General features: G+C 65.4%; 32 protein-coding genes. All 32 read right to left on the bottom strand.

Annotated features, from left to right (window positions below; translation table 11 throughout):
* Window positions 1–26: 26 nt before the first annotated feature.
* Window positions 27–407, bottom strand: a complete 381-nt coding sequence (gene rpsM / locus OG205_RS36110; RefSeq protein ID WP_330272345.1) for a 30S ribosomal protein S13 — start codon at window positions 405–407, stop codon at window positions 27–29.
* Window positions 408–624: 217 nt separating this feature from the next.
* Complete coding sequence (gene rpmJ / locus OG205_RS36105) at window positions 625–738, bottom strand: 50S ribosomal protein L36 (RefSeq protein ID WP_010148647.1); 114 nt, start codon at window positions 736–738, stop codon at window positions 625–627.
* 25 nt (window positions 739–763) lie between these two features.
* Window positions 764–985, bottom strand: coding sequence for a translation initiation factor IF-1 (gene infA / locus OG205_RS36100; RefSeq protein WP_005166804.1), 222 nt, complete (start codon window positions 983–985; stop codon window positions 764–766).
* A gap of 123 nt (window positions 986–1,108) precedes the next feature.
* Window positions 1,109–1,690 carry a hypothetical protein gene (locus OG205_RS36095; RefSeq protein ID WP_330272344.1) on the bottom strand — a complete coding sequence of 194 codons (582 nt, stop codon included), beginning with the start codon at window positions 1,688–1,690 and terminating at the stop codon, window positions 1,109–1,111.
* A gap of 213 nt (window positions 1,691–1,903) precedes the next feature.
* A complete protein-coding gene (gene map, locus OG205_RS36090; protein WP_330272343.1) occupies window positions 1,904–2,680 on the bottom strand; it encodes a type I methionyl aminopeptidase in 777 nt (258 codons plus the stop codon).
* 50 nt (window positions 2,681–2,730) lie between these two features.
* On the bottom strand, window positions 2,731–3,291 hold the full coding sequence (locus OG205_RS36085; protein ID WP_330272342.1) for an adenylate kinase: 561 nt from the start codon (window positions 3,289–3,291) through the stop codon (window positions 2,731–2,733).
* Window positions 3,292–4,602, bottom strand: a complete 1,311-nt coding sequence (secY, locus tag OG205_RS36080; protein WP_330272341.1) for a preprotein translocase subunit SecY — start codon at window positions 4,600–4,602, stop codon at window positions 3,292–3,294.
* A 732-nt stretch (window positions 4,603–5,334) separates the two neighbouring features.
* A complete protein-coding gene (rplO, locus tag OG205_RS36075) occupies window positions 5,335–5,778 on the bottom strand; it encodes a 50S ribosomal protein L15 (RefSeq protein ID WP_330272340.1) in 444 nt (147 codons plus the stop codon).
* Window positions 5,775–5,960 carry a 50S ribosomal protein L30 gene (gene rpmD / locus OG205_RS36070; RefSeq protein ID WP_030478313.1) on the bottom strand — a complete coding sequence of 62 codons (186 nt, stop codon included), beginning with the start codon at window positions 5,958–5,960 and terminating at the stop codon, window positions 5,775–5,777. Before rpmD ends, rplO begins: the two co-directional genes overlap by 4 nt.
* Before the next feature lie 2 nt (window positions 5,961–5,962).
* Window positions 5,963–6,571, bottom strand: a complete 609-nt coding sequence (gene rpsE, locus OG205_RS36065; RefSeq protein ID WP_053733140.1) for a 30S ribosomal protein S5 — start codon at window positions 6,569–6,571, stop codon at window positions 5,963–5,965.
* Between the two features lie 34 nt (window positions 6,572–6,605).
* Window positions 6,606–7,007 (bottom strand): 50S ribosomal protein L18, encoded by a 402-nt coding sequence (rplR, locus tag OG205_RS36060; protein ID WP_090015388.1) that lies wholly within the window; start codon window positions 7,005–7,007, stop codon window positions 6,606–6,608.
* 1 nt (window position 7,008) lies between these two features.
* Window positions 7,009–7,548: a 50S ribosomal protein L6 gene (rplF, locus tag OG205_RS36055; RefSeq protein WP_045309814.1), complete on the bottom strand. Its 540-nt coding sequence runs from the start codon at window positions 7,546–7,548 to the stop codon at window positions 7,009–7,011.
* Window positions 7,549–7,560: 12 nt separating this feature from the next.
* Complete coding sequence (rpsH, locus tag OG205_RS36050) at window positions 7,561–7,959, bottom strand: 30S ribosomal protein S8 (RefSeq protein WP_030478309.1); 399 nt, start codon at window positions 7,957–7,959, stop codon at window positions 7,561–7,563.
* Window positions 7,960–8,095: 136 nt separating this feature from the next.
* Window positions 8,096–8,281 carry a type Z 30S ribosomal protein S14 gene (locus OG205_RS36045; protein ID WP_030473455.1) on the bottom strand — a complete coding sequence of 62 codons (186 nt, stop codon included), beginning with the start codon at window positions 8,279–8,281 and terminating at the stop codon, window positions 8,096–8,098.
* A gap of 4 nt (window positions 8,282–8,285) precedes the next feature.
* Complete coding sequence (gene rplE / locus OG205_RS36040) at window positions 8,286–8,849, bottom strand: 50S ribosomal protein L5 (protein WP_330272339.1); 564 nt, start codon at window positions 8,847–8,849, stop codon at window positions 8,286–8,288.
* Between the two features lie 2 nt (window positions 8,850–8,851).
* Entirely contained in the window at window positions 8,852–9,166 is a 315-nt protein-coding gene (gene rplX, locus OG205_RS36035) for a 50S ribosomal protein L24 (protein WP_330272338.1), read from the bottom strand.
* Window positions 9,167–9,168: 2 nt separating this feature from the next.
* Window positions 9,169–9,537, bottom strand: a complete 369-nt coding sequence (gene rplN, locus OG205_RS36030; RefSeq protein WP_030478306.1) for a 50S ribosomal protein L14 — start codon at window positions 9,535–9,537, stop codon at window positions 9,169–9,171.
* Between the two features lie 71 nt (window positions 9,538–9,608).
* Window positions 9,609–9,890, bottom strand: coding sequence for a 30S ribosomal protein S17 (gene rpsQ, locus OG205_RS36025; RefSeq protein WP_065915974.1), 282 nt, complete (start codon window positions 9,888–9,890; stop codon window positions 9,609–9,611).
* Window positions 9,887–10,129: a 50S ribosomal protein L29 gene (gene rpmC / locus OG205_RS36020; protein WP_053733144.1), complete on the bottom strand. Its 243-nt coding sequence runs from the start codon at window positions 10,127–10,129 to the stop codon at window positions 9,887–9,889. The genes rpsQ and rpmC overlap by 4 nt, the downstream gene beginning before the upstream one ends.
* Entirely contained in the window at window positions 10,129–10,548 is a 420-nt protein-coding gene (rplP, locus tag OG205_RS36015) for a 50S ribosomal protein L16 (RefSeq protein ID WP_030478303.1), read from the bottom strand. Before rplP ends, rpmC begins: the two co-directional genes overlap by 1 nt.
* A gap of 3 nt (window positions 10,549–10,551) precedes the next feature.
* Complete coding sequence (gene rpsC / locus OG205_RS36010) at window positions 10,552–11,385, bottom strand: 30S ribosomal protein S3 (RefSeq protein WP_330272337.1); 834 nt, start codon at window positions 11,383–11,385, stop codon at window positions 10,552–10,554.
* Window positions 11,385–11,783, bottom strand: coding sequence for a 50S ribosomal protein L22 (rplV, locus tag OG205_RS36005; RefSeq protein WP_030478301.1), 399 nt, complete (start codon window positions 11,781–11,783; stop codon window positions 11,385–11,387). Before rplV ends, rpsC begins: the two co-directional genes overlap by 1 nt.
* 34 nt (window positions 11,784–11,817) lie before the next feature.
* Complete coding sequence (gene rpsS, locus OG205_RS36000) at window positions 11,818–12,099, bottom strand: 30S ribosomal protein S19 (protein WP_030478300.1); 282 nt, start codon at window positions 12,097–12,099, stop codon at window positions 11,818–11,820.
* A gap of 18 nt (window positions 12,100–12,117) precedes the next feature.
* A complete protein-coding gene (gene rplB / locus OG205_RS35995; RefSeq protein WP_030478299.1) occupies window positions 12,118–12,951 on the bottom strand; it encodes a 50S ribosomal protein L2 in 834 nt (277 codons plus the stop codon).
* Window positions 12,952–12,970: 19 nt separating this feature from the next.
* Window positions 12,971–13,270 carry a 50S ribosomal protein L23 gene (gene rplW, locus OG205_RS35990; protein WP_045309807.1) on the bottom strand — a complete coding sequence of 100 codons (300 nt, stop codon included), beginning with the start codon at window positions 13,268–13,270 and terminating at the stop codon, window positions 12,971–12,973.
* Window positions 13,267–13,953: a 50S ribosomal protein L4 gene (gene rplD / locus OG205_RS35985; RefSeq protein WP_330272336.1), complete on the bottom strand. Its 687-nt coding sequence runs from the start codon at window positions 13,951–13,953 to the stop codon at window positions 13,267–13,269. The genes rplW and rplD overlap by 4 nt, the downstream gene beginning before the upstream one ends.
* Window positions 13,953–14,603: a 50S ribosomal protein L3 gene (rplC, locus tag OG205_RS35980; RefSeq protein WP_330272335.1), complete on the bottom strand. Its 651-nt coding sequence runs from the start codon at window positions 14,601–14,603 to the stop codon at window positions 13,953–13,955. Before rplC ends, rplD begins: the two co-directional genes overlap by 1 nt.
* 27 nt (window positions 14,604–14,630) lie before the next feature.
* A complete protein-coding gene (gene rpsJ, locus OG205_RS35975) occupies window positions 14,631–14,936 on the bottom strand; it encodes a 30S ribosomal protein S10 (protein ID WP_003938093.1) in 306 nt (101 codons plus the stop codon).
* Between the two features lie 586 nt (window positions 14,937–15,522).
* Window positions 15,523–16,716 carry an elongation factor Tu gene (tuf, locus tag OG205_RS35970; RefSeq protein WP_030478295.1) on the bottom strand — a complete coding sequence of 398 codons (1,194 nt, stop codon included), beginning with the start codon at window positions 16,714–16,716 and terminating at the stop codon, window positions 15,523–15,525.
* A 148-nt stretch (window positions 16,717–16,864) separates the two neighbouring features.
* Complete coding sequence (gene fusA, locus OG205_RS35965) at window positions 16,865–18,967, bottom strand: elongation factor G (protein ID WP_330272334.1); 2,103 nt, start codon at window positions 18,965–18,967, stop codon at window positions 16,865–16,867.
* Window positions 18,968–19,052: 85 nt separating this feature from the next.
* Window positions 19,053–19,523 (bottom strand): 30S ribosomal protein S7, encoded by a 471-nt coding sequence (gene rpsG / locus OG205_RS35960; protein ID WP_030478293.1) that lies wholly within the window; start codon window positions 19,521–19,523, stop codon window positions 19,053–19,055.
* Window positions 19,523–19,897, bottom strand: a complete 375-nt coding sequence (rpsL, locus tag OG205_RS35955; RefSeq protein ID WP_030473471.1) for a 30S ribosomal protein S12 — start codon at window positions 19,895–19,897, stop codon at window positions 19,523–19,525. The genes rpsG and rpsL overlap by 1 nt, the downstream gene beginning before the upstream one ends.
* Window positions 19,898–20,004 lie beyond the last annotated feature (107 nt).

The raw sequence follows: 20,004 nt of genomic DNA, 5'->3' as shown, positions 1-20,004 counted from the left end.
AAGTTGAGGGCAGTAGACGCGAGGTCTTACTTCTTGCCGGCCTTCTTCTTGCCGGCGACGGTCTTCTTCGGACCCTTGCGGGTACGGGCGTTCGTCTTGGTGCGCTGTCCGCGAACGGGCAGGCCGCGACGGTGCCGAAGACCCTCGTAGCAGCCGATCTCCATCTTGCGACGGATGTCGGCCTGAACCTCACGGCGAAGGTCACCCTCGACCTTGTAGTTCGTCTCGATGTGGTCCCGCAGCTTGGCGAGGTCGTCGTCCGTCAGATCCTTCACCCGGAGGTCCGGGGAGATCTCCGTGGCGGTGAGCAGCTCCTTGGAGCGCGTACGACCGATGCCGAAGATGTAGGTGAGCGCGATCTCCATCCGCTTTTCGCGGGGGAGGTCGACGCCAGCGAGTCGTGCCATGTGGCGATTAACTCCTGTCGATTACTTCCAGGTCTGCTCCTCGCCCAATTCCGGTGACTGACTCGCTATGTCGTTCCGGCTGCTCTCACAGCCGGTGTCCCGGCCCCGGCCTGGAATCCGGGGGTGTCCGCCCACTTGAAGCCCTGTGTGCGGTAGGTGCGAGGAGATTCTCGTTACTGCGTCATCGAGGATCTCGACGAGCGCACGGTGGAACTGCTCAGCCCTGGCGCTGCTTGTGGCGCAGGTTCTCGCAGATCACCATGACCCGCCCGTGACGGCGGATCACCTTGCACTTGTCGCAGATCTTCTTGACGCTCGGCTGGACCTTCACGCCTGAGATCTCCTGCTACTGGAGGTCACTTGTAGCGGTAGACGATGCGCCCGCGGGACAGGTCGTAGGGCGAGAGCTCCACGACAACCCGGTCCTCAGGGAGGATGCGGATGTAGTGCTGTCGCATCTTGCCGCTGATGTGCGCGAGTACCTTGTGACCGTTCTCCAACTCGACCCTGAACATCGCGTTGGGGAGCGGCTCGACTACGCGGCCCTCGACCTCAATGGCCCCGTCCTTCTTGCCCATGTCCTCCGCGTTTCGTGACAGTTGTAATAACCTTTGGACGCGCGTCAGCCCGGTTCGATCTCACCTGCAAGGGCATGACTGAACCGGCGCGACTGGGTGCGCCACCTGACCAGTGTACGCAGTTCACAGCGGCAACCCAAATCGGGTCCGCTCAGGGCCGCCGCCGGAGTGCGCACCCCGTTCGAGCACGGGCCGCAGCCGTGCGATGTCGTTGATCTCGGACTCGTGCCTGCCGAGCACGGACCTCAACGTTCGCAGCCGCTGAGCCGCGATCCTCGACCCGTACCCGGTGTCGTCGGAACACCTCTGAGCTGCGTTGTTGAGCGCTGCGTCGCCGGATCCGATGCCGTACCCGACCGGACTCGGCTCGCCGGGTTCCCGCTGGATGAAGCCTGCCCGGTCGAGGCAGTGCAGCAACGTCGCCCCGGTCGCCCGCGTCTCCGCGGCCTCCGGACCTGACTGGAGCAGGGCATCCCACTCCTGCACGACGACGCTGTGCAGGACCGTGATGCGACTCACGGCATTGACGTACTCCCACGACGCGGCGGCACGGACACTGCCCCCGCACCCGCCGTCGACCGGAGGCGGCGGGCTGACGAAGTTCGGACGCCGCACGACGACGTCGGAGAACGGCGGCGAGCAGCCCTCGGCCGCCGCGATGGCGTCGGCCAGGAAGATCCGGTCGGCGATCCGCTCCGCCGGCACGTCCTGGTAGGTGAAATCGGTGGCCGGCTTGGTGGCAGCACAGCCTGCAAGTGGAATCAGTAGGGCGGACAGGACGAAACGGGTTACCCCCAACAATGCCCCCAAGCATTGGACTCGCTCGTCACCACGACCGTATCGAGGCTGACAAACGAAATAACCCCGCTCACCGGGCAGGTGAGCGGGGCTACGTCCAAACCGTTGGGGCGCTTGGTCTTACTCGGGCGCGGTGAGCACCCAGGGGCCGTCCTCGGTGATCGCAACGCTGTGCTCCCAGTGCGCGGCACGGGTGCCGTCGAGCGTGATGACGGTCCAGCCGTCCTCGAGCTCCTGGGAGTCGTCGGTGCCGAGCGTCAGCATCGGCTCGATCGCGATGGCCATGCCGACCTTGAGCCGCGGACCCTTGCCCGGCTTGCCGAAGTTCGGCAGGAACGGCTCCATGTGCATCTTGGAGCCGATGCCGTGGCCGCCGTAGTCCGCCACGACGCCGTACTCGATGCCGTCGCGCTCCCCCGACTCGATGGCCGAGGACTCGATGGCGAACGAGATGTCCGTGAGCCGGCCACCGGGCACCGCAGCCTCGATGCCCGCGAGCATCGACAGCCTGGTCGCCTCGGACAGCTTGTGGTCCGCGGGAGACAGCGTGCCGACGCCGACCGTCACGGCCGAGTCGCCGTGCCAGTCGTCGAGGATCGCACCGCAGTCGATGGAGACCAGATCCCCTTCGGCCAGCACCTGCGTCCTGCTCGGAATCCCGTGGACGATCTGCTCGTTCACCGACGCGCAGATGCTCGCCGGGAAGCCGTGGTAGCCCTTGAACGACGGGATGGCGCCGGCGTCGCGGATGGTCTGCTCGGCGATCTCGTCGAGCTCCCACGTGGAGACCCCGGGCTTCACCGCGTCGACGACGTTGTGCAACGCCCGCGCCACGACCAGGCCGGAGGCGCGCATGGCCTCCAGCTGGCCGCGGGTCTTGATCTCGATCTTGCTCATGCCTTCACTACCTGAGATGACGGAGCGGAGCCGGTCAAGCAGTCCACCTGTCACTTCTCGTCGCGCAACGAGCCGAGCGCGGCGAGCGCCCGCTCGCTGATCTCGTCGATCTCGCCGACCGCGTCGATGGAGATGACCTTCTCCGCGTAGTAGCTCAGCAGCGGCGCGGTCTCGTTGCGGTACACCTGCTGGCGGTGCCGGATGACTTCTTCCTTGTCATCCGTGCGCCCGCGTGCGAGCAGCCGCTCCACCACGACGTCCTCGTCGACCCGGAACTCCAGCACCGCGTCGAGCGAGTGGTCGTCGACAGCGAGGAACTCGCCCAGCGTGTCGGCCTGGGCGACGTTGCGGGGAAACCCGTCGAGCAGGAACCCGTCCGCGGCGTCGGACTCGGCCAAGCGCTTGCGCACCATCTCGTTCGTGATGGAGTCCGGCACGAGAGCGCCCTCGTCGAGGATGCTCTGCACCTCCAGCCCGAGCTCGGTCTGGTTGCTGATGTGTGACCGGAAGAGGTCGCCCGTCGAGATGTGCGGCACGCCGAGCTTGCGGCTCAGAACTTCGGCCTGGGTGCCCTTGCCCGCACCGGGCGGGCCAACGAGAACGAGTCGCATCTAGCGGAGGAACCCTTCGTAATTGCGCTGCATGAGCTGGCTCTCGATCTGCTTCACGGTGTCGAGACCGACACCGACCATGATCAGAACCGCGGTGCCGCCGAACGGGAAGTTCTGGTTCTGGCCGTCGCCGGTCAGGTCCAGGAACAGGTTCGGCAGGATCGCCACGATGCCGAGGTAGAGCGAACCGGGAAGCGTGATGCGGCCCAGCACGAACTTGAGGTACTCGGCGGTCGGGCGTCCAGGACGGATGCCGGGGATGAAGCCACCGAACTTCTTCATCTCGTCAGCGCGCTCGTCCGGGTTGAACGTGATGCCGACGTAGAAGTACGTGAAGAAGACGATCAGCAGGAAGTACGCGGCGATGTGCACCCAGCTCGACTGCTTGACCAGGTACGTCTGGACGAACGTCGAGAACCAGTTCGTCTCGGTCGACGAGCCCTGCGTGAGGCGCACGACCAGGTCCGGCAGGTAGAGCAGCGACGAGGCGAAGATGACCGGGATGACGCCGGCCTGGTTCACCTTGAGGGGAAGGTACGTCGACGTGCCGCCGTACATGCGGCGACCGATCATGCGCTTGGCGTACTGCACCGGGATGCGACGCTGGGCCTGCTCGACGTAGATGACGCTCGCGATGATGACGAGAGCGGCCACGACCACGAGGGCGAAGGTGATGCCGCTCTTGTCGAGGATGTTCTTGCCCTCGGCGGGGATGCGGGCGGCGATACCGGTGAAGATCAGCAACGACATGCCGTTGCCGATGCCCTTCTCGGTGATCAGCTCACCCAGCCACATGATGACCGAGGTACCGGCGGTCATGGTGATGACCAGCACGATGAGGGTGAAGATGCTGTCCTTGTTGGGAATGACGTCCTGGTCGCACTCACCGAACAGCTGCCCGCGCACCGCCAGCGCCACGAGACCGGTCGACTGCAGGATCGCAAGCCCGATCGTCAGGTACCGCGTGTACTGGGTCAGCTTGCCCTGACCAGCCTGTCCTTCCTTCTTCAACTGCTCGAACCGCGGGATGACCACGGTGAGCAGCTGGATGATGATGCTCGCGGTGATGTACGGCATGATGCCGAGCGCGAACACGGACAGGTTGAGCAAGGCCCCACCGCTGAACAGGTTGATCAGCGAGTAGATGTTCTGGCCTTCAAGTTGTTCAGCACACGCGCGCACGTTCTTGAAGGACACGCCCGGCGCGGGCATGGTCGCACCAAGCCGGTACACAATGATGATCCCGAGAGTGAACAGGATCTTTTTGCGTAGATCCGGCGTCGCGAGAGCCGAGCGGAATGCGCCGAGCACGCGAACCTCCTGAGCGTTGCCGACCCCCAGGGACCGGCACATGCGGTAGTTGGCAGGCCGAGTCAGGTAGCCACGACCAAGCAACCCGGAGGACATCCGGGTTCAGCCCGCGACTCTAACAGCCCTCCAGGACCAGGCCGTACCCAGTGGCCAATCACAGGTTCCAACTCGTTGATCTCTGACCACGCCACTAGGCCATCCGGGGTAGCAGCCCCCGCAAATCCGTGCTACGAGCAGCAATTACGCCGACCGCGAACGTTCACACCGGCCCCGAAGTTCCCGCAGAAATACCCGCAAAGCGAACCGCCTGATGATCGAACGCGATGCCGAAGGCGAGCCGTCCTTACCGCGCGGGCCCGGCGGTGGGGTCCCGTCACGAGTCGCACCCCTGCTCATGTGTGGCCCGCTCTTGGTGGGACTTGGGACGGGACCCCACCGCCAACGCACACATCTACGCAACAGGCAGCCGCCCAACACAACAGGCGTGCCATCAACCCACGCGTGGCGCCACCCCCCGATCAGATTGCCGGGGGTCTGGGGGCAGAGCCCCCAGGGGAAGCACGCAACAGAACCCGCCGCCCGCAAGCCAGCCACCCGACAAAGCCGCGACCCACCCGCCCAACGCAAGCCCGCCGCCCGCAAAGCGACCACAGCACAACCCCGCGCCCAGAAACGCCAAAGGGCCCCGAGGCGAAGCCTCAGGGCCCTTCAGTCACGTCCTACAACAGAACGTCAGGCAGAAACGGTGGAAGACCCACCAGCGGCAGCCAACTTCTCCACAGCGGTCTTGGAGAACTTGTCAGCCGTGACGTCGAGCTTGACGCTGACGTCACCGTCACCCAGCACCTTGACGAGCGAGCCCTTGCGGACCAGCCCGGCCAGCACCAGCGCGGGAACGTCGATCGAGCCACCCTCGGGGAAAGCGGCGGCGATCGAAGAGACGTTCACGACCTGGTACTCGGTGCGGAACGGGTTCTTGAAGCCCTTGAGCTTCGGAAGCCGCATGTGCAGCGGCATCTGGCCACCTTCGAAGCGCGGCGAGACGTTCTTGCGAGCGCCCGTGCCCTTCGTACCGCGGCCGGCGGTCTTGCCCTTGGAGCCTTCACCACGACCAACGCGGGTCTTGGCGGTCTTGGCACCGGGGGCGGGACGCAGATCGTGGATCTTGATGGTCACGACTGGACCTCCTCGACAACCACCAGGTGGCGCACGGCGTTGATCAGGCCGAGAACCTGGGGGGTGTCCTCACGCACGACCGACTGGCGGATCTTGCGCAGCCCGAGGGTGCGCATCGACTCGCGGTGGTTGTGCTTGGTACCGATGGTGCTCTTCACCTGGGTGATCTTGAGCTGAGCCATGATCACACCCCCTGACCCGCGCGAGCGCGGATCATGCCGGCGGGAGCCACGTCCTCGAGGGGCAGGCCACGACGGGCCGCGACCTCTTCGGGACGCTGCAGACCCTTGAGGGCCGCCACGGTCGCGTGCACGATGTTGATCGCGTTGTCGGAGCCCAGGGACTTCGACAGCACGTCGTGCACGCCGGCGCACTCGAGGACGGCGCGGACAGCGCCACCCGCGATGACACCGGTACCGGCCGAGGCCGGACGCAGCAGGACCACACCAGCGGCCTTCTCACCCTGGATCGGGTGGGGGATGGTGCCGGCGATGCGAGGCACGCGGAAGAAGTTCTTCTTCGCTTCCTCGACACCCTTGGCGATGGCCGCGGGAACTTCCTTGGCCTTGCCGTAACCGACGCCGACCATGCCGTCGCCGTCACCCACCACGACGAGCGCGGTGAAGCTGAACCGACGACCACCCTTGACCACCTTGGAGACGCGGTTGATAGCAACCACGCGCTCGAGGTGGGGGGTCTTCTCCTGGGCCGCGCCGCCGCGGCCGCCGTCACGACGGTCGCGGCGCTCTCCGCGCTCGCCCCCGCCGCCTTCGCGACGCGTACGTCCTGGCATCAGGCGTCCCTCTCAATTCCGGTGATGATCATTGTCAGAACTCCAGCCCCGCCTCGCGAGCAGCGTCGGCCAGAGCCGCGATGCGGCCGTGGTACGCGTTGCCACCGCGGTCGAAAACGACCGCCGTGACGCCGGCGTCCTTGGCGCGGGCCGCGGCCAGCTGGCCGACCTTGGCCGCACGGGCCTTCTTGTCGCCGTCCAGGGCACGGACGTCGGCCTCCATGGAGGAAGCGGACGCGATCGTGTGGCCCTTGAGGTCGTCGATGATCTGCACGGTGATGTGCTTCGACGAACGGTGCACGGCCAGGCGCGGACGCTCGGCAGTTCCGTTGACCTTCTTGCGGAGGCGGAAGTGGCGACGGGCCTTCGCAACACGACGCCTGGTGGAGATGTCCTTGCCCACCGGCTTGCGCTTCGTAACAGTCGACTCGCTCATGTCACTTACCCGTCTTTCCGACCTTGCGACGGATCTTCTCGCCCGAGTACCGGACGCCCTTACCCTTGTACGGGTCGGGCTTGCGCAGCTTGCGGATGTTGGCGGCGACCTCACCGACCAGCTGCTTGTCGATACCCGAGACGGAGAACCGGGTCGGGGTCTCGACCGCGAAGGTGATGCCCGCGGGGGCCTCCACCTTGACGGGGTGCGAGTAACCGAGCGCGAACTCGAGCTCAGAGCCCTTGAGCGCGACGCGGTAACCGACGCCGTGGATTTCCATCTTCTTTTCGTAGCCCTGGGTCACGCCGACGACCATGTTGTGCACGAGCGTGCGCGACAGGCCGTGGAGCGCGCGGTTCCGGCGCTCGTCGTTCGGGCGCTTGACCTCGAGAGTGCCGTCTTCGGCCTTCTCGACGATGATCGGCTCAGCGAGCGTGAGCGTCAGGAGACCCTTGGGGCCCTTGATGCTGACGTCCTGGCCGGCGATGTTCACGTCGACCCCGGAGGGGACAATGATCGGCTGCTTACCGATGCGCGACATGTCTACTCCCCCTTACCAAACGTAGGCGAGGACTTCTCCGCCCACGCCTGCCTTGTTGGCCTGACGGTCGGTCATGAGACCGCCAGAGGTCGAAATGATCGCCACGCCGAGGCCACCGAGAACTCGGGGCAGGCCAGTGGACTTCGCGTACACGCGCAGACCGGGCTTGGACACGCGGCGGAGGCCGGCGATGCTGCGCTCACGGTTCGGGCCGTACTTCAGCTCGACGACCAAGTTCTTGGCCACCTCGCCGTCCTCGTCGCGGTACGAGGCGATGTAGCCCTCGCGCTTGAGGATCTCGGCGATGTTCGCCTTGATCTTGGAGTGCGGCATCACGACCTTGTCGTGGTAAGCCGAGTTCGCGTTCCGCAGACGAGTGAGCATGTCTGCGATGGGATCGGTCATCGTCATGGTGACCTGGTCAACCTTTCTCGCTGCGGTTCACCGGCTCAGGGTCCAGACCCGCCCTCCCGCTCCAGAGAGAATCACTGGAGCGGGAGGACAGGACGGTCGTGTGCGGGCCTACAGCGAAGTAGAAAATCTGGAATTACCAGCTGGACTTGCTGACGCCAGGCAGCTCACCGCGGTGAGCCATCTCGCGCAGGCAGATCCGGCAGAGGCCGAACTTGCGGAACACCGCGTGGGGGCGGCCGCAACGCTGGCACCGGGTGTAACCCCGGACCTTGAACTTCGGCTTCTTCGCGGCCTTGTTGATCAACGCCTTCTTGGCCATCGAGTCAGTTCTCCTTGAACGGGAAGCCCAGTTGCTTCAGCAGCGCCCGGCCCTCCTCGTCGTTCGTGGCGGTGGTGACGACGGTGATGTCCATGCCGCGAGGCCGGTCGATAGCGTCCGGGTCGATCTCGTGGAACATCGACTGCTCGTTCAGACCGAACGTGTAGTTGCCGTTGCCGTCGAACTGCTTGCCCGAGAGGCCGCGGAAGTCGCGGATACGGGGCAGCGCGATCGTCAGCAGACGGTCGAGGAACTCCCACATGCGGTCGCCGCGCAGCGTGACGCGCGCACCGATCGGCATGCCTTCACGCAGCTTGAACTGCGCGATGGACTTGCGGGCCCGGCGGACCTCGGGACGCTGGCCGGTGATGATCGAGAGGTCCTTGACGGCACCCTCGATCAGCTTGCCGTCACGGGCGGCGTCGCCGACGCCCATGTTGACGACAACCTTCACAACGCGCGGGATCTGCATCACGTTGTCGAAGTTGAACTGCTTCTGCAGTTCCCCGGTGATCTCAGCGCGGTAACGCGTCTTGAGCCGCGGGATGATCTTCTCTGCGGTGGTCATGATCAGATGTCCTTCCCGTTACGACGGGAAATGCGGACCCGCTTGCCCTCGTCGTTCGTCCGGTAACCAACACGGGTCGGCTTGCCGTCCGCGTCGACCACCATCACGTTGGAGACGTTGATCGGAGCTTCCTGGGTCACGATGCCACCAGACTGCGCGCCCCGCTGGGTCTGCGTGATCTTGGTGTGCTTCTTGATCCGGTTGACGCCCTCGACCAGGACCTTGCTGGTCTCCGGGTAGGCCTGAATGACCTTGCCCTTCGCGCCCTTGTCCTTGCCGGCGATAACGACGACCGTGTCGCCCTTCTTCACCTTCATGGTCAGAGCACCTCCGGAGCCAGCGAGATGATCTTCATGAACTTCTTGTCGCGCAGCTCGCGGCCGACCGGGCCGAAGATGCGGGTACCGCGGGGCTCGTTGTCGTTCTTGATGAGCACGGCGGCGTTCTCGTCGAAGCGGATGTACGAGCCATCCGGACGGCGACGCTCCTTGACGGTGCGGACGATGACGGCCTTGACGACGTCACCCTTCTTCACACCGGCACCGGGGATCGCGTCCTTGACGGTCGCGACGATGATGTCGCCGATACCCGCGTAGCGGCGGCCGGAGCCACCGAGAACACGGATGCAAAGGATTTCCTTCGCACCGGTGTTGTCGGCGACGCGAAGCCGCGACTCCTGTTGAATCACTTACTTGCTCCTTGACCATTCCTGGCCCGCCGGATTTCCGACCCGACGGGCTCGGTCTGTCTAGATGAGACTTACTTGGCCTTCTCGAGGATCTCGACGAGACGCCAGCGCTTGGTCGCCGACAGAGGCCGGGTCTCCATGAGCAGCACGCGGTCGCCGATGCCCGCCGCGTTCTCCTCGTCGTGCACCTTCACCTTGGTGGTGGAGCGCATGATCTTGGAGTAACGCGGGTGCTTCTTGCGGTCCTCGAGCGCCACGACGATCGTCTTGTCCATCTTGTCGGACACGACGAGACCCTCGCGGACCTTGCGGTCGTTGCGCTTCTCGGTCTGGACTTCGTTGCTTTCGGTCATGCCGCACCCTCACCAGTGGAATCCGGCGTAACGGAGAGCCCGAGCTCCCGCTCCCGCATCACGGTGTAGATCCGGGCAATCTCGTGCCGGACCGTGCGCAGACGCCGGTTGTTGTCGAGCTGGCCCGTGGCCATCTGGAAACGAAGGTTGAACAGCTCTTCCTTCGATTCCTTCAGACGCAGCACGAGCTCTTCCTCGGTGAGCTCACGCAGCTCGGAAGCGGTAGTACCCGCTGCCATCAGAACTCACCACCCTCACGCGTAACGATGCGGCACTTCATCGGGAGCTTGTGGATCGCGCGGCGAAGAGCCTCGCGGGCCACCTGCTCGTTCGGGAAGGCCATCTCGAACATGACGCGACCCGGCTTGACGTTCGCGACCCACCACTCCGGCGAACCCTTACCGGAACCCATGCGGGTCTCGGCCGGCTTCTTCGTCAGCGGGCGGTCCGGGAAGATGTTGATCCAGACCTTGCCGCCACGACGGATGTGGCGCGTGATGGCGATACGAGCGGACTCGATCTGCCTGTTGGTGACGTACGCCGGCTCGAGAGCCTGGATGCCGTACTCACCGAAGGTGACCTTCGTGCCGCCCTTGGCAGCGCCCGACCGCTTGGGGTGGTGCTGCTTGCGGTGCTTGACCCTACGAGGGATGAGCATTACTCAGCTCTCCGTCTTCTCTGCAGCAGCCGGAGCCTCGCTGGCCGCCGAAGCGCCAGCTGCGGCACGGCCGGCCTCGGTGCTCGTCGCGGTGGTGCCGCTGGCACCGGAGCGACGGGCCCGGTTCGGACGCTCAGCACGGTCGCGGCGCGGGGCGCCGCGGTCGGCCTGAGCCGGGGCCGCGTCGAGCGCGCGCTTGGCCGAGATTCCACCGACGATGTCGCCCTTGTAGATCCACACCTTCACGCCGATACGGCCGAACGTGGTGCGGGCCTCGAAGAAGCCGTAGTCGATGTTGGCGCGGAGCGTGTGCAGCGGCACGCGGCCGTCGCGGTAGTGCTCCGAGCGGGACATCTCGGCGCCGCCGAGGCGACCGCCGCACTGCACGCGGATGCCCTTGACCTGCGGCGAACGCATGGCCGACTGAATGGCCTTGCGCATCGCGCGCCGGAAGGCGACGCGGTTGGACAGCTGCTCGGCGACACCCTGTGCCACGAGCTGCGCGTCCGACTCGGGGCTCTTGACCTCGAGGATGTTCAGCTGGACCTGCTTCTTGGTGAGCTTCTCCAGCTCACCGCGGATGCGGTCCGCCTCGGCACCACGACGGCCGATGACGATGCCCGGCCGGGCGGTGTGGATGTCGACGCGCACCCGGTCACGGGTCCGTTCGATCTCCACCTTGGAGATGCCGGCACGCTCCATGCCCTTGCTGAGCAGGCGGCGGATCTTGACGTCCTCCGCCACGTACTCGGCGTACTGCTTGTCTGCGTACCAGCGGGACTTCCAGTCGGTGGTGATCCCCAGCCGGAAGCCGTGCGGGTTGATCTTCTGGCCCACTACCGCGTTCCCTTCACGCTGGTCTTCTTGGGACGAGACTCCACCTCGATGGTGATGTGGCTCGTCCGCTTGCGGATCCGGTACGCGCGGCCCTGGGCACGCGGGCGGAAACGCTTGAGGGTCGGACCCTCGTCCACGTAGGCCACCGCGACCCAGAGGGTCGAGGGGTCCAGGGACATGTTGTTCTCGGCATTGGCCATGGCGCTGGCGAGCACCTTCGCGACCGGCTCAGAAGCGGCCTGGGGCGCGAACTGGAGCACGGCCAGGGCCTCGCTTGCGTTACGACCCTTGATGAGCTCGACGACGCGACGGACCTTCATGGGGGTGTCGCGGACGTAGCGAGCCCGAGCCACGGCGCGCGGAAACTCCTGCGCCTCAGCGTCCTTACGGGCGTTCATCGCTGCTTTTCCCTTGCTCTTCTCAGTTCGACGCCTAGCGGCGACGAGACTTCCGGTCGTCCTTGATGTGGCCCTTGAAGGTGCGGGTCGGGGCGAACTCGCCCAGCTTGTGCCCGACCATGGCCTCGGTCACGAACACCGGGACGTGCTTGCGACCGTCGTGCACCGCGATGGTGTGGCCGAGCATGTCCGGGATGATCGTGGACCGGCGGGACCACGTCTTGATGACGGTCTTCTTGCCCGCTTCGTTCTGAACGTCCACCTTCTTGAGCAGGTGGTCGTCGACGAAGGGACCCTTCTTAAGGCTGCGAGGCATCCTTCACTCCCTCCCTGCTCAGCGCTTCTTACCGGTGCGACGACGCCGGACGATGAGCTTGTCGCTTGGCTTACGGCGGCGGGTACGACCCTCGGGCTTACCAGCCGGGTTCACCGGGTGGCGACCACCGGAGGTCTTACCCTCACCACCACCATGCGGGTGGTCAACGGGGTTCATGGCGACACCGCGGACGGTGGGCTTCTTGCCCTTCCACCGCATGCGGCCGGCCTTGCCCCAGTTGATGTTCTGGTGGTCCTTGTTGCCGACCTCGCCGAGCGTGGCGCGGCAGCGCACGTCCACGTTGCGGATTTCGCCCGAGGGCAACCGCAGCTGGGCGTACGGACCGTCCTTCGCCACGAGCTGGACCGAGGCACCAGCCGAGCGAGCCATCTTCGCGCCGCCACCGGGGCGGAGCTCGATCGCGTGGATCACGGAACCGACCGGGATGTTGCGCAGCGGCAGGTTGTTACCCGGCTTGATGTCGGCCTTGGGGCCGTTCTCAACCGTGTCACCCTGCTTGAGCTTCTCCGGGGCGATGATGTAGCGCTTCTCGCCGTCCGCGTAGTGCAGCAGCGCGATGCGGGCGGTGCGGTTGGGGTCGTACTCGATGTGAGCGACCTTGGCCGGCACGCCGTCCTTGTCGTTGCGACGGAAGTCGATCAGGCGGTATGCCCGCTTGTGACCGCCGCCCTTGTGACGCGTGGTGATCTTGCCCGACGCGTTGCGTCCACCCAGCTTGTGCAGCGGGCGGATCAGCGACTTCTCCGGAGTCGACCGAGTGATCTCGGCGAAGTCGGAGACGCTCGCACCGCGACGACCAGGCGTCGTCGGCTTGTACTTGCGAATGCCCATCTCTACGCAGTCCTCGTCATCAGGCGGCAGGGCCGCCGAAGATCTCGATCGCCTTGCTGTCAGCCGACAACGTGACGATCGCGCGCTTCGTGTCCTTGCGCTTGCCGAAACCGCTCTTGGTCCGCTTGCGCTTGCCCTGGCGGTTGATGGTGTTGACGCTGACGACCTTGACGCCGAAGACCTTCTCCACGGCAATCTTGATCTGGGTCTTGTTCGACCCCGGCGCCACCAAGAAGGTGTACTTGTTCTCCTCGAGCAGCCCGTAGGACTTCTCGGAGATGACCGGCGCGAGCAAGATGTCCCTGTGGTCGGGGATCACTTGGAACCCTCCTCGTCCACTACGACCGCCGTGGCCTCAGCCGAGCCAGAACCCTGCTGGGACTTGCTGGCGAGGAACACGTCGAGCGAGTCCTTGGTGAACACCACGTCGTCGTTGACGAGCACGTCGTAGGTGTTGAGCTGGTCGGGCGCGATCACGTGCACGTGCTGAAGGTTCCGCACGCTGACCCACGCGACCTCGTCGGTGCGGTTGAGCACCACGAGAACGCGACGAGCCTGGGTGACGGCCTCCAGGACCTTGCGCGCGGTCTTGGTCGACGGGGTGTCCCCGTCCACCAGGCCGGACACGACGTGCACCTGGTTCGCGCGGGCCCGGTCGGAGAGGGCGCCACGCAGAGCGGCGGCCTTCATCTTCTTGGGCGTCCGCTGCGAGTAGTCGCGCGGCTGCGGGCCGTGGACGATGCCACCGCCGGCGAACTGCGGCGCACGCGTCGAACCCTGGCGGGCACGACCGGTGCCCTTCTGGCGGTACGGCTTCTTGCCGCCACCACGAACCTCGCCGCGGGTCTTCGTCGAGTGCGTGCCCTGGCGAGCCGCGGCCTGCTGGGCCACGACGACCTGGTGCAGCAGAGCGACGTTCGCCTGCGCGTCGAAAACGGAGGCAGGCAGCTCGACAGAGCCGGCCGTCTTGCCATCCGGGGTGCGGATCTCAACCGTCGACATCAGGCACCGCCCTTCGCAGCAGTCTTGACGAACACCAGACCGCCCTTGGGACCGGGAACCGCGCCCTTGATGAGCAGCAGCCCGTTCTCAATGTCGATCTTGTGCACCTTCAGGTTCTGGGTCGTCACACGCTCGTGGCCCATGCGGCCAGCCATGCGCAGACCCTTGAAGACGCGACCAGGCGTGGCACAGCCGCCGATGGAACCCGGCGAGCGGTGCTTGCGCTGGGTGCCGTGGCTGGAGCCGAGGCCCTTGAAGTTGTGGCGCTTCATGACACCCGCGGTGCCCTTGCCCTTGCTGGTGCCGGTGATGTCGACAACAGCGCCGGCCTCGAACACCTCAGCGGTGATCTCCTGGCCGACCGTGTACTCGCTGGCGTCCGCCGTGCGCAGCTCCACCAGGTGGCGACGGGGCGTGACCCCGGCCTTGGCGAAGTGCCCAGCAACGGGCTTGTTGACCTTGCGCGGGTCAATCGCGCCGGCCGCCAGCTGGACGGCGGTGTAGCCGTCCTTCTCTTCGGTGCGTACCTGGGTCACGACATTGGGCTCAGCCTTGACGACCGTCACCGGGACAATCCGGTTGTTCTCGTCGAAGACCTGAGTCATGCCGAGCTTGGTGCCCAGGATGCCCTTCATCTGCCTGTCAGACATAGGTCCGTTACTCTCCGCGCCCGACGCTTACTGGATGTTGACGTCGACGCTGGCCGGCAGGTCGATGCGCATGAGCGCGTCAACCGTCTTCGGCGTCGGGTCGAGGATGTCGATCAACCGCTTGTGCGTGCGCATCTCGAAGTGCTCGCGCGAGTCCTTGTACTTGTGCGGCGAGCGGATGACGCAGTACACGTTCTTCTCAGTCGGCAGCGGCACAGGCCCGACGACCCGAGCGCCGGTGCGCGTCACGGTCTCAACGATCTTGCGCGCAGACGCGTCGATCGCCTCGTGGTCGTAGGCCTTGAGCCGGATGCGGATCTTTTGTCCCGCCATAATGGCTTGCCGTTCCTCTGCTTCTCGTAACCGCTGCGGTGCGGTGCCTCGGATGAGGCCTTTTACAGCCTCTTGGCGCGCTCCGCCCCTGTTGAAGTGTCATGGTGCCCGGTCCACGCGGTCGGGCGTGTCGCGCCCGGTGCGCATACCGGTCCCACTCAAGGTCTCCCCGGTGGGATTGGGCCTACCACAGCCCATGCACCCTGATGCCCATCTCCGCAAGGAGGCGTTCACTAACAGGGCGCGGACGCTCGATCGAAAACGCGGACACACGCAAGACGCGCGTCCAGCCTTCATCGAGCAACCCGTAAAGGATGCCACACGGAAGCGAGGCGATCCAAATCGGGGTGGGTGACTTGGACCCAGATCACGTGCGGATCTTGCCCGGTGAGCCGCCGGCGTCCGTCGCATGTGGAGCGACAGCCGCGCCGGTTCCATTGTCCGGCAACAGAATCCCAACGGCGGCTCTTCACCCGCGCGTCGGCGACAGTTCCACGTGAGCTGTCGCACAATTTCCTGCTGAACGACGAAAGCCGGGCCAACGAAGATCGTTGGCCCGGCTTCACGCCGAACTGGTGGAGCTAGGTCACTTGAGGATCTTGGTGACCGAGCCGGCGCCGACGGTGCGGCCACCCTCGCGAATCGCGAAGCGGAGGCCCTCGTCCATGGCGATCGGCTGGATGAGCTTGACGTCCATACCGGTGGTGTCACCCGGCATGACCATCTCGGTGCCCTCGGGCAGCGTCACAACGCCGGTCACGTCCGTCGTCCGGAAGTAGAACTGGGGACGGTAGTTGTTGAAGAACGGCGTGTGGCGGCCACCCTCGTCCTTCGACAGGATGTAGACCTGCGCGGTGAACTCGGTGTGCGGGGTCGTGGTGCCCGGCTTGACGATGACCATGCCGCGCTCCACCTCCTCGCGCTTGATGCCACGGAGCAGCAGCGCGGCGTTGTCGCCGGCGCGGCCCTCGTCGAGGAACTTCTTGAACATCTCGATCGAGGTGACGGTCGTCTTCTTCGACGTCTCCTTGATTCCGACGATCTCGATCTCGGAGTTCACGTTGATGATGCCGCGCTCGATACGACCGGTCACGACGGTGCCGCGGCCGGTGATCGTGAAGACGTCCTCGACGGGCATGAGGAACGGCTTCTCGGTGTCGCGCTCCGGCTCCGGGATCGCCGAGTCAACGGCGGCCATGAGCTCGAGCACGGACTTGCCCCAGGTCTCGTCGCCCTCCAGCGCCTTCAGCGCCGAAACGCGCACGACCGGAAGGTCGTCGCCCGGGAACTCGTACTCGGAGAGCAGCTCGCGGACCTCGAGCTCGACGAGCTCCAGGATCTCCTCGTCGTCCACCATGTCGGCCTTGTTCAGGGCGACGACGATGTAGGGGACGCCGACCTGGCGGGCCAGGAGGACGTGCTCCTTCGTCTGCGGCATGGGACCGTCGGTCGCCGCGACCACGAGGATGGCGCCGTCCATCTGCGCCGCACCGGTGATCATGTTCTTGATGTAGTCGGCGTGCCCGGGGCAGTCGACGTGCGCGTAGTGACGGTTCTCCGTCTGGTACTCGATGTGCGCGATCGAGATCGTGATGCCGCGCTGCTTCTCTTCCGGCGCCTTGTCGATCTGGTCGAACGCGAACGAGGCGTTGACATCGGGGAACGCGTCGTGCAGAACCTTGGAGATCGCCGCGGTCAGCGTGGTCTTGCCATGGTCGATGTGACCGATGGTGCCGATGTTGACGTGCGGCTTCGTCCGCTCGAACTTCGCCTTGGCCACTGGATTGTCCTCCTGGACTTCTTTTTTGCTGGTCCGGCGGGCATCTGTGGCCACCCGCCGGACTTACACGTCAGGGTCTGAAAGTAGCGGACCCCAGGGATTCACCCCCGGAGAGCCCGCGGTGGAACTGCGGTGCTCCGGTGGGGAATTACTCCCCGGTCGCCTTCGCGATGATCTCCTTCGAGACGCTTGCAGGCACCTCGGCGTAGGAGTCGAACACCATCGAGTAGTTGGCACGACCCTGGGTCTTGGACCGCAGGTCACCCACGTACCCGAACATTTCCGACAGCGGAACCAGTGCCTTGACGACACGGATGCCGCTGCGCTCCTCCATGGCCTGGATCTGGCCACGGCGGGAGTTCAGGTCGCCGATCACGTCGCCCATGTACTCCTCGGGCGTCGTGACCTCGACGGCCATCAGCGGTTCGAGGATCGCGGGAGACGCCTGACGGGCGGCTTCCTTGAGGGCCATCGAACCAGCGATCTTGAACGCCATTTCCGAGGAGTCGACCTCGTGGTAGGCGCCGTCGAGCAGCGTCACCTTCACGCCGACCAGCGGGTAGCCCGCCAGCACGCCGTACTGCAGCGCGTCCTGCGCACCCGCGTCGACCGACGGGATGTACTCGCGAGGGATGCGACCACCGGTGACGGCGTTGACGAACTCGTAGAGCGCGCCGTCTTCCTTCTTCTCCAGCGGCTCGACGGTGACGAGCACCTTCGCGAACTGGCCGGAGCCACCGGTCTGCTTCTTGTGGGTGTAGGAGTACTTCTCCACCGCACGGCGGATGGTCTCCCGGTACGCCACCTGAGGCTTGCCGATGTTGGCCTCGACCTTGAACTCGCGGCGCATGCGGTCCACCAGGATGTCCAGGTGGAGCTCGCCCATGCCGGCGATGATGGTCTGGCCCGTCTCCTGGTCGAGGTTGACCCGGAACGTCGGGTCCTCCTCGGCCAGCTTCTGGATCGCGGTGCCGAGCTTCTCCTGGTCCGCCTTCGTCTTGGGCTCGATGGCCACCTGGATGACGGGCTCGGGGAAGGTCATCGACTCGAGCACGATGGGGTGCTGCGGGTCGCACAAGGTCTCACCGGTCGTGGTGTCCTTGAGACCGATCACGGCGTAGATGTGGCCCGCGATGGCCTCGGTGACCGGGTTCTCCTTATTGGCGTGCATCTGGAAGATCTTCCCGATGCGCTCCTTGCGGTCCTTGGTCGCGTTGACGACCTGGGTGCCCGCGGCGACCTTGCCCGAGTAGACCCGGATGTAGGTCAGCTTGCCGAAGAACGGGTGCACGGCGATCTTGAACGCCAGCGCCGAGAACGGCTCGTCGCTCGACGGGCTGCGCTTCACGACGGTCTCGCCGTCCTGCAGCGTGCCCTCGACCGGCGGGAGGTCGAGCGGCGACGGCAGGTAGTCGATGACCGCGTCGAGCATGGGCTGAACGCCCTTGTTCTTGAACGCGGAGCCACACAGGATCGGGTACGCGGTACCCGCGGCGACGATCTTGCGGAGGCCGGCCTTGATCTCCTCGACCGACAGATCGCCGTTCTCGAAGAACTTCTCGGTCAGGTCGTCGTCGGTCTCGGCGACGGCCTCGAGCAGCTGCTCGCGGAACTCCTGCGCCTTCTCGAGCAGATCCGCGGGGATCTCCTCGATCGCGTAGTCCTCACCCTTCGAGACCTCGCCACGCCACGTGAGCGCGCGCATCTCGATCAGGTCGACGACGCCGATGAACTCGCTCTCGGAGCCGATCGGGATCTGGAGCGGCAGCGGCTTGGCAGCCAGCCGGTCCTGGATCGTCTTGATCGTGAAGTAGAAGTCCGCGCCGAGCTTGTCCATCTTGTTGACGAAGCAGATGCGCGGGACGTCGTACTTGGTCGCCTGCCGCCAGACCTGCTCGGACTGCGGCTCGACGCCTTCCTTGCCGTCGAAGACGGCAACGGCGCCGTCGAGGACGCGCAGGTTGCGCTCGACCTCGACGGTGAAGTCGACGTGGCCGGGCGTGTCGATCAGGTTGATCTGGTGGTCTTTCCAGAAGCAGGTCGTCGCGGCCGACGTGATCGTGATGCCGCGCTCCTGCTCCTGCTCCATCCAGTCCATCACGGCAGCGCCGTCGTGAACCTCGCCGATCTTGTAGCTGATCCCCGTGTAGAAGAGGATCCGCTCAGTCGTCGTGGTCTTGCCCGCGTCGATGTGGGCCATGATCCCGATGTTGCGGACCTTGGCAAGATCAGTGAGCACGTCCTGTGCCACGGGTCTTTCCCCTGTCTTGAGCTAGCTCAGTTAGCTGCTCACTAGGGCTGGGAGAGCCCGGCCAGTGATGCGGCCGGGCGTCAGATCACCAGCGGTAGTGGGCGAAGGCCTTGTTCGACTCGGCCATCTTGTGCGTGTCCTCGCGACGCTTGACGCTGGCACCGAGGCCGTTGCTCGCATCGAGCAGCTCGTTCATCAGACGCTCGACCATGGTCTTCTCACGGCGCTGCCGGGAGAAGGTGATCAGCCAGCGCAGTGCGAGCGTGGTCGAGCGACCGGGCTTGACCTCGATCGGCACCTGGTAGGTCGCACCACCGACGCGGCGGCTCTTGACCTCCAGCGACGGCTTCACGTTGTCCAGCGCGCGCTTCAGCGTGACGACCGGGTCGGTACCGGTCTTCTCACGAGCGCCCTCGAGCGCTTCGTAAACGATCTTCTCGGCCACGGAGCGCTTGCCGTCGACCAGCACCTTGTTGATGAGCTGGGTCACGAGCGGAGAGCTGTAGACCGGGTCAGAGATAAGCGGCCGCTTCGGGGCCGGTCCCTTGCGGGGCATTAGCTCTTCTCCTTCTTCGCGCCGTAGCGGCTGCGAGCCTGCTTGCGGTTCTTGACACCCTGCGTGTCGAGAGAGCCACGGATGATCTTGTAGCGAACACCCGGCAGGTCCTTCACACGACCACCGCGGACGAGCACCATCGAGTGCTCCTGGAGGTTGTGACCCTCACCGGGGATGTAGGCCGTGACCTCGATGCCGCTGGTCAGCTTCACGCGAGCGACCTTGCGCAGTGCGGAGTTCGGCTTCTTGGGGGTGGTGGTGTAAACGCGGGTGCACACACCGCGCCGCTGCGGCGAGCCCTTGAGGGCCGCCGTCTTCTGCTTGGCCACCTTGTCCTGGCGGCCCTTGCGGACCAGCTGCTGGATCGTTGGCATTCGCCGGCTACTTCTTCCGTCTTCACGGGTTCCCCTTGCGGTTCACCCACTTGTTTCTTGATCCCTCTCTGCACCCGAGGTCGGGCGTGTCGCCCGCTCCCAAGGTC

This window comes from Lentzea sp. NBC_00516 (assembly GCF_036346835.1).
Classification (GTDB): domain Bacteria; phylum Actinomycetota; class Actinomycetes; order Mycobacteriales; family Pseudonocardiaceae; genus Lentzea; species Lentzea sokolovensis.
This window is presented reverse-complemented; position numbering and strand designations above follow the sequence as displayed.

What these genes read in the sequence shown, in the direction of transcription:
- rpsM (WP_330272345.1), bottom strand. Translation starts at nt 407, where the DNA reads ATGGCACGACTCGCTGGCGTCGACCTCCCCCGCGAAAAGCGGATGGAG.
- infA (WP_005166804.1), bottom strand. Translation starts at nt 985, where the DNA reads ATGGGCAAGAAGGACGGGGCCATTGAGGTCGAGGGCCGCGTAGTCGAG.
- map (WP_330272343.1), bottom strand. Translation starts at nt 2,680, where the DNA reads ATGAGCAAGATCGAGATCAAGACCCGCGGCCAGCTGGAGGCCATGCGC.
- OG205_RS36085 (WP_330272342.1), bottom strand. Translation starts at nt 3,291, where the DNA reads ATGCGACTCGTTCTCGTTGGCCCGCCCGGTGCGGGCAAGGGCACCCAG.
- rpmD (WP_030478313.1), bottom strand. Translation starts at nt 5,960, where the DNA reads ATGGCTCAGCTCAAGATCACCCAGGTGAAGAGCACCATCGGTACCAAG.
- rpsE (WP_053733140.1), bottom strand. Translation starts at nt 6,571, where the DNA reads ATGCCAGGACGTACGCGTCGCGAAGGCGGCGGGGGCGAGCGCGGAGAG.
- rplR (WP_090015388.1), bottom strand. Translation starts at nt 7,007, where the DNA reads ATGAGCGAGTCGACTGTTACGAAGCGCAAGCCGGTGGGCAAGGACATC.
- rplF (WP_045309814.1), bottom strand. Translation starts at nt 7,548, where the DNA reads ATGTCGCGCATCGGTAAGCAGCCGATCATTGTCCCCTCCGGGGTCGAC.
- rpsH (WP_030478309.1), bottom strand. Translation starts at nt 7,959, where the DNA reads ATGACGATGACCGATCCCATCGCAGACATGCTCACTCGTCTGCGGAAC.
- OG205_RS36045 (WP_030473455.1), bottom strand. Translation starts at nt 8,281, where the DNA reads ATGGCCAAGAAGGCGTTGATCAACAAGGCCGCGAAGAAGCCGAAGTTC.
- rplE (WP_330272339.1), bottom strand. Translation starts at nt 8,849, where the DNA reads ATGACCACCGCAGAGAAGATCATCCCGCGGCTCAAGACGCGTTACCGC.
- rplX (WP_330272338.1), bottom strand. Translation starts at nt 9,166, where the DNA reads ATGAAGGTGAAGAAGGGCGACACGGTCGTCGTTATCGCCGGCAAGGAC.
- rpsQ (WP_065915974.1), bottom strand. Translation starts at nt 9,890, where the DNA reads ATGACCGAAAGCAACGAAGTCCAGACCGAGAAGCGCAACGACCGCAAG.
- rpmC (WP_053733144.1), bottom strand. Translation starts at nt 10,129, where the DNA reads ATGGCAGCGGGTACTACCGCTTCCGAGCTGCGTGAGCTCACCGAGGAA.
- rplP (WP_030478303.1), bottom strand. Translation starts at nt 10,548, where the DNA reads ATGCTCATCCCTCGTAGGGTCAAGCACCGCAAGCAGCACCACCCCAAG.
- rplV (WP_030478301.1), bottom strand. Translation starts at nt 11,783, where the DNA reads ATGAACGCCCGTAAGGACGCTGAGGCGCAGGAGTTTCCGCGCGCCGTG.
- rpsS (WP_030478300.1), bottom strand. Translation starts at nt 12,099, where the DNA reads ATGCCTCGCAGCCTTAAGAAGGGTCCCTTCGTCGACGACCACCTGCTC.
- rplB (WP_030478299.1), bottom strand. Translation starts at nt 12,951, where the DNA reads ATGGGCATTCGCAAGTACAAGCCGACGACGCCTGGTCGTCGCGGTGCG.
- rplD (WP_330272336.1), bottom strand. Translation starts at nt 13,953, where the DNA reads ATGTCGACGGTTGAGATCCGCACCCCGGATGGCAAGACGGCCGGCTCT.
- rplC (WP_330272335.1), bottom strand. Translation starts at nt 14,603, where the DNA reads ATGTCTGACAGGCAGATGAAGGGCATCCTGGGCACCAAGCTCGGCATG.
- rpsJ (WP_003938093.1), bottom strand. Translation starts at nt 14,936, where the DNA reads ATGGCGGGACAAAAGATCCGCATCCGGCTCAAGGCCTACGACCACGAG.
- rpsG (WP_030478293.1), bottom strand. Translation starts at nt 19,523, where the DNA reads ATGCCCCGCAAGGGACCGGCCCCGAAGCGGCCGCTTATCTCTGACCCG.
- rpsL (WP_030473471.1), bottom strand. Translation starts at nt 19,897, where the DNA reads ATGCCAACGATCCAGCAGCTGGTCCGCAAGGGCCGCCAGGACAAGGTG.